4 protein-coding genes are annotated in these 7,054 nt (G+C 34.1%); 3 read left to right on the top strand and 1 reads right to left on the bottom strand.

What is annotated here, in order from left to right:
- Positions 1-1,498, top strand: a 1,498-nt coding sequence (locus HOG71_14495) for a VCBS repeat-containing protein (GenBank protein ID MBT5992058.1), incomplete at its 5' end; no start/stop codon positions are given.
- A gap of 354 nt (positions 1,499-1,852) precedes the next feature.
- Entirely contained in the window at positions 1,853-5,398 is a 3,546-nt protein-coding gene (locus tag HOG71_14490) for a tetratricopeptide repeat protein (GenBank protein MBT5992057.1), read from the top strand.
- Between the two features lie 77 nt (positions 5,399-5,475).
- Here HOG71_14490 and HOG71_14485 read toward each other — a convergent pair whose 3' ends face one another.
- Positions 5,476-5,691 carry a helix-turn-helix transcriptional regulator gene (locus HOG71_14485; GenBank protein ID MBT5992056.1) on the bottom strand — a complete coding sequence of 72 codons (216 nt, stop codon included), beginning with the start codon at positions 5,689-5,691 and terminating at the stop codon, positions 5,476-5,478.
- Between the two features lie 493 nt (positions 5,692-6,184).
- Here HOG71_14485 and HOG71_14480 point away from each other — a divergent pair.
- The coding region (locus HOG71_14480) for an SGNH/GDSL hydrolase family protein (GenBank protein MBT5992055.1) at positions 6,185-7,054 on the top strand (870 nt) is incomplete at its 3' end.

Here is a 7,054-nt window from a genome sequence, read left to right as displayed (position 1 = left end):
TAAAAATTCAGACAACGTTACAGTTGAGCCTTCTTTCAGGCAAATAACTTCCAATGAAATTGGGATTACCTACCAACACACAGAAAATTCGTTTGACGATTTTGAAAATCAGATTCTTTTGCCCTATAGCCAATCTCATAATGGTCCGTTTATTTCAAAGGCTGATGCAAATAACGATGGGCTGGAAGATTTTTTTGTTGGCGGAGCTGCAAATCAAAGTGGTGAACTTTATATCCAAAATTCTTCAGGGAAATTCAACAAACAAAACGGGCCTTGGAGTAATGATAATTTTTATGAAGACCTGGAATCCTTGTTTTTTGATTTTGATAATGATGGTGACCAGGATTTATATGTGGTTAGTGGCGGCAGTGAATTCCCGGCCGGCAACGAAATGTTTCAGGACAGATTGTATGCTAATGATGGGAAAGGCTATTTTAGTAAAACAACAAATGCATTGCCTCCCATTTTTACAAGCGGGCAAAGTGTAAAAGTTAATGATATTGATAAAGATGGTGATCTGGATATTTTTATTGGTGGAAGAATTGTTCCCGATAAATATCCATATAGCCCTAATTCACATATATTGCTAAATGAAGAAGGGAAATTTATAGATGTTACCAGCAAGAATGCTCCTGATTTAGAGCAAATTGGAATGGTTACAGACGCAATTTTTATGGATTACGACCAGGATGGGGATGATGATTTAATAACTGTTGGAGAATGGACTTCCATTCAATTCCTGGAAAATAAAAATGGGGTATTCGAAAAGATTTCTGTTTCGGGTCTGGAAAATTCTGTAGGACTTTGGTTTAGCATTGCAGCCAATGATTTTGATAATGATGGAGACTTGGATTTATTCGCCGGAAATTTAGGATTAAATTCTAAATATCACGTAGGCAATGGAAAATCCTTTCATATTTATTGCGATGATTTTGACCAATCGGGAACTTTTGATGTTGTACTTTCCAATTCATACAAAAACGAACTTGTCCCCGTAAGAGGCCGTGAATGCTCTTCTCAACAAATGCCTTTTATCGTTGAAAAATTTCCTAGTTTTCAATCTTTTGCAGAAGCTAGTCTTATTGATATATATGGCAAGGAAGAATTAGATAGTGCACTTCATTACGAAGCTGACTTATTGGAAAGTGTATTTATAGAGAATCAAGGTAATGGTAAATTTGAAATTAAAAAATTGCCAATTGAAGCTCAATTTTCTCCAATTCAAGACTTTGAATTTTTAGATATTGATAAAGATGGGGTAAATGAAATCTTATCAGTTGGCAACATTTATAATACAGAGGTTGAAACCTCCAGATTAGATGCGTCCTATGGATGCGTCCTTAAATACGGGGAAGATAAATTTTCTATCATAAACTCAAAATTATCCGGGCTTAGCAGCAAGGGTGATGCCAGAGATATTTGTGTAATAAAAAAAGGAAATAATCTGCTATTATTGGTAGCCCGTAACAATGAGGCACTAAATATTTTTGAATTATAAGATGAATAATATGAAAAAGGAGTTAATATATTTCTGTTCCTGGTTTTTATGCATGTTATTTCCTGTTATTCTGAATGCACATGAATATAAAGCTACTTTTACAGATGTAGCCCAACAAGCCGGGTTGATTTCCGGTATACATTTGGTGATTATACCTATGAGAATATTCAGGAAAGTAAGGGTTCCGAGATAACAGTATTGGACTTCAACGGTGACCATCACCTTGATTTATATATCCTGAATGGGACTTACATTAAAGGCATATATGATATTGAAGGATAAGTGTTTAAAGGTACTCACAAAGTTTTTATAATAAATTTATAAAAAGATCTATAACATTTTTAGATTACTGCTATGAAAATTACACATGCTTTTTTATTATTGGGACTCTATTCCTTCCTTCTAATTAGTTGCGGAAATATTCAAAATAAAAGCAAGCAAAAAGCATTGGATATGATAACAATCAGAACCCTTGGTCTTGCATATCTTGAAGAGAACAAACTGGAAGAGGCAGAAGCAGAGTTTCTTAAGCTTATCGATATTGCACCAAAAGAAAAACTTGGTTATGCTAATTTAGGACTAGTTTACTTGAGAATGGGTAAATATCAGGAAGCAGAAGAACGGATTAGAAAAGCTATTAGAATTGAGCCTAAAGATCCAGATATCAGGTTAATTTTGGCTAAAGTGCATCAAATGAACAGTGATAGGGAAAGTTCTATTTCAGAACTTAAAGAATCACTTCGAATTTCCCCGGGGCATATAAAAACATTGTATAATCTTTCTGAGCTTTATTCAACAGAATCAGATGAAGAATCGCAAAAACAGGGGGAAGAGTACACTGTGAAAGTTGTTGAAAATGCACCTGATAATATAGTGCCACGCCTTAATTTAATCGAAATTCTGATTCGAAAGGGTAATTCTGATCAGGCATTGGAGCAGATAGAAGAAATAAGCAAACTATTTCCTGAATTTCCGAAAGAAGCAATTGAGTATTACGACAATACACTCAGAGCTCTGCAATTATCAGACAATGATAAGGCAATTACCTCATTCAGAATATTTCATAATTATTTAAAGGTTACGTCTCCTTATCAGTCTGGCATTCTCGAATTGAAGGGACCAGGAGGCTCCCTGATCGGATTCCCCGTGATTACTTTTGATCAACAAACTTCCTCTCAATTTAATGAATGGGAGTCGGTTCTTGATGCCATCAAATTTACTGATATTACTACCTCTTCAGGTTTGGATATAATTCCTTCATCAAAAACTGGAGAAAATGTTGCACATGTTACCGTATGCGACTATGACGGAGATGGAGATATGGATATTTATGCGGGTAGTTTTGATTCTCAATCCGCAACTTATGAACATTTTTTATTCAGAAATGATATGGGGAAATTTGTGGATGTTTCAAATGAAGCCGGTATTCGACATTCAGGGATTGAATCCTCTGCTATTTTTGCTGATTATGATAACGATGGATATATTGACCTGTATATTTCAAAAGAGGGATTAAATATCTTATATAAAAATGCAGGTGACGGTACTTTTAGTAATGTTACCAATGATGCAAAACTTGATATCGAAACGGAAGGTATTATGTCTTTGTTTTTTGATTTAGACCACGATGGAGACCTGGATTTATTTGAAGCTACTTCTTCGTCAAATGTGCTTTTTCGGAATAATTCGGATGGATCATTTTTGGAGAAAACTGAGAAAATGAACTTAGATGGAGGAAATTCCTTAACAAGAGATGCAGCATTTGGCGATTTTGATAATGATGGTGATATTGACCTTTTTATTGTTAATGAAAATTCAAGCAACATTTTTTATTCAAATCAGAGACAAGGGGTTTTTAAGGATAAAACCAGTGAGTTTAATTTGAAGCCGGGAGGCTCAAGTGCAGTAACCGTTGGTGACTATGATAATGATGGATTTTTAGACATTTTTGTCACTTCATTTAATGGTGGAGGTCATATTTTATACAATAATCAAGGTAACGGTAAATTTGAAAAAGCTGATAAATCAGAAGAAATTTTCCTTATTCTTCAAAACTTGAAAGGGTATGACACCTCATTTTTAGATTTCGATAATGATGGATTCCTTGATCTTTTTGTAGTTGGAGAATCAACAAAAAAAGAGGGTAAGGGGGTATTTTTATTTCATAACGAAGGAGATGGGAATTTTAATGATGTTTCAGATTTATTACCGCAAGATTTAAAATCAGGAAAGCAAATTGCAATTCTTGATTATAATGAGGATGGTGATGAAGATATTGTTGTTGCGGGATTGAATGGTGGGGTTCGTTTGTTGCGGAATGATGGTGGAAACATAAATCATTTCGTTAATATGAAATTGGTGGGATTGCGTACAGGCAGTGCAAAAAATAACTTTTTTGGTATTGGTGCAAAAGTAGAAATCAGGGCAGGAGACTTGTATCAAACAAAAGTTGTAAACGAACCCAATATTCATTTTGGAATTGGTTTCCGCGAAAAGGCTGACGTGATACGCATTACATGGACAAATGGAGTCCCACAAAATATATTTTTCCCCGTTTCCGATCAGGACCTCATTGAGAAACAAATACTAAAAGGATCATGCCCATTTTTATATACATGGAATGGGGAAGAATATGTCTTTGTAAAAGATATAATGTGGAGGAGCGCTCTCGGAATGCCGCTTGGTATTATGGGAGGCACCACAACCTATGGTTTCGCTGATGCATCAGATGATTATATTAAAATACCAGGTGAAAATCTGAAAGAAAAAAACGGATTCTACTCCATTCAAATAACATCGGAATTATGGGAAACCATTTATTTTGATAAAGTCAGATTAATGGCCGTTGACCATCCTGATTCAATAGAAGTTTTTGTTGATGAAGAATTTTCACCTCCTCCTTTCCCCGAATATAAAATTTACACTGTTAACGGTAAACAGGTTCCTGTTTCAGCAGTTGACCATAATGGAACAGACATACTTCCTCTGATTTTGGAAAAAGATGATAAGTATATCGCCAATTTTCAGTTGGAAAAATATCAGGGCATAACTGAAATGAAAGACCTGATTCTGGATTTTGGGAAGGTAAATCCGTTAGAAGACTTTTATCTGTTTCTAACAGGTTGGATCTTCCCCACAGATGCTAGTATAAATGTTGCACTTTCACAATCGTCTTCCATAAATGTTGCTTCGCCTTCAATAGAAGTAATCAATAAAAATGGCCATTGGGAAACTGTTGTTGATCGGTTTGGATTCCCCATGGGAAAAGATAAAACAGTAATAGTCAACTTAACAGGTAAGTTTCTTTCCGACGACCATCGCATTCGTATTCGTACAAATATGGAATTGTACTGGAATCAAATCTTCTATTCACCGTGTAATTCCACAGCTCCCATTAAATCAACCGAAATGAAACCTGTTTATGCTGATATCCATTACAGAGGATTTTCCCGTAGTTTCAGAAAAGGAGGAAGGTATGGACCTCATTGGTTCGATTATTCAGATGTTTCGAAGGAGCCTAAATGGATCGACCTTGAGGGAGATTATACCCGATATGGAGATGTACTGCCTCTTCTTACTGAAGCTGATGATAAATACATTATCTCCAATGCAGGTGATGAAACATCTATTAAATTTGATGCAAATACATTGTCGGATTTGCCAAAAGGTTGGAAAAGGGATTTTATGATCCAAAGTGTAGGTTGGGTAAAAGATGGGGACCTTAATACTGCATCGGGTAAAACAGTATTACCTCTTCCTTTTCACGGAATGGTCAACTATCCTCCAGGAATTAAAGATCCTTATCCGTCAGACTCTGCACATCATATTTATTATCATAATTATAACACAAGAAAGGTTACAACAGAAAAACATTTAAGCGTAATTAAGGACATTAATTAGGGATGTGGAAGATTTGAGATATTTTACCACCTGAGTTTCTTTGTTACGATATAGTAAATTACAATAAATTTTACTATTTAGCCAATTGGGAAATATTTCATTCGATATTCTTTTGATGTCATTTTGGTATATTTCTTAAAAGCCCTGTAAAAGCGGATGATATCGTCATAACCAGTCGCAAAACCAACTTCCTGTATACTTATATTTCGTTCACCTAAAAACTGGCATACTTTATCCATTTTTATCTTTAGTACATATTTCCCTGGGAAAATTCCCAGTTCTTGTTTAAATATTTATCGGAAATGACTCCCCTGTTTTTACGATCTTATTCATAGAACGGGTAATTTAAAATACTATAAACGACACAACTTCTATACAATAAAATAACAACTTTTATTAATGGTCTAATTCAACTACTTATTATAAGAAAGAAATTTACCCCTATTATGTATGATTATTACTTTAATATCCAATCCTGTACTAATTGGTGAAAGATTATTGCACCATCTAAGTTGACTTTTTATATTAATTTTAATTATTCATAAATTAAATTTTTGATGACTTTGATCTACTATTTTCATAGATTAGTTTTAGTTTGGTTAGTTAGAAATTTCAGGGAGCAATGGCTCCCTGATTTTCTATAATGCATATTGTTCAATTATTTAACTTTGTAAATTTCGATTATGAAACGTCAATGATTTTAGAATTATTAAACACAAAAAATAATGATTATAAAATCATGGTAAGTTCCATACGTTGCAATTAAAAATATAAAATTATAAACGGATGAAATGGAAATTAATAATTAGCATTCTTTTAGTTAGTTTCTTATTTAGCTGTAAAAACCAAATCGAGGTTCTACTTCAAAAAGAGGAAAAATCTATTTCTGTTGAACCGACAGAATTTGAATTTTCTGAAATTGCCTCGGGAACAATTCATTTCGAGTATTGCATTGAATCAGGGTTTATGGGGGAGTTGGTTTTACAAAATCAAGATGAAATCGTTTTCGAATATCAAATCAACACCAATATAAAACTTTATCCCATAAATAATGAAATAGCAAAATGGCAACAAATTTCTGTTTCCTGGAATTTAGAGAGCTCAAGTTTATCTGTTTTTATTAATGAACAACTTCAAACGACCCGATTAGTTAATTCAGAAAAAATTACTTCAATTAATAAACTCATCATTAAGCCGCGAAAAAGTGATAGTAAAAATAAAATTAGAATTCGAAATGTAACATACACCGGGGAAAATTATCAACTACCAGAACGATTGAAGATAGTTGCTTTTGGCAATTCTACAACAGCATTTCGAAATACAATTACAGGTGTTTATTCCCAACGACTTTCCGAACTTTTGTTAGAAGAAGGAATTCCAAATGTGGTTTTTAATGAAGGGATTGGAGGGAGTCATACCGGCTATTTGAGTGACAATAATCGCCATCGGGTTAAACACGCCCTTGACCGCTTGGAGTCACATGTTTTGGTTCATCAGCCAGACATTACCATTATTTGTTTTGGTATTAACGACAGTTGGTTTGATGGTAATAATGATAAACCGAGAATCCCGATATTTGAATTTGAAAAAAATCTAAAATATATAATGGATACCCTTCAGAAAGCGGGAAGTCAAATAATACTTATGACTCCAAAT

The sequence above is a fragment of the Bacteroidota bacterium genome (assembly GCA_018698135.1).
Classification (GTDB): domain Bacteria; phylum Bacteroidota; class Bacteroidia; order CAILMK01; family JAAYUY01; genus JABINZ01.
The sequence above is the reverse complement of the archived record's forward strand: the minus strand, read 5'-3'. Positions and strand labels throughout refer to the sequence as shown.

Excerpts from the sequence above, each read along its gene's own strand:
- HOG71_14490 (MBT5992057.1), top strand. The coding sequence starts at position 1,853 with ATGAAAATTACACATGCTTTTTTATTATTGGGACTCTATTCCTTCCTT.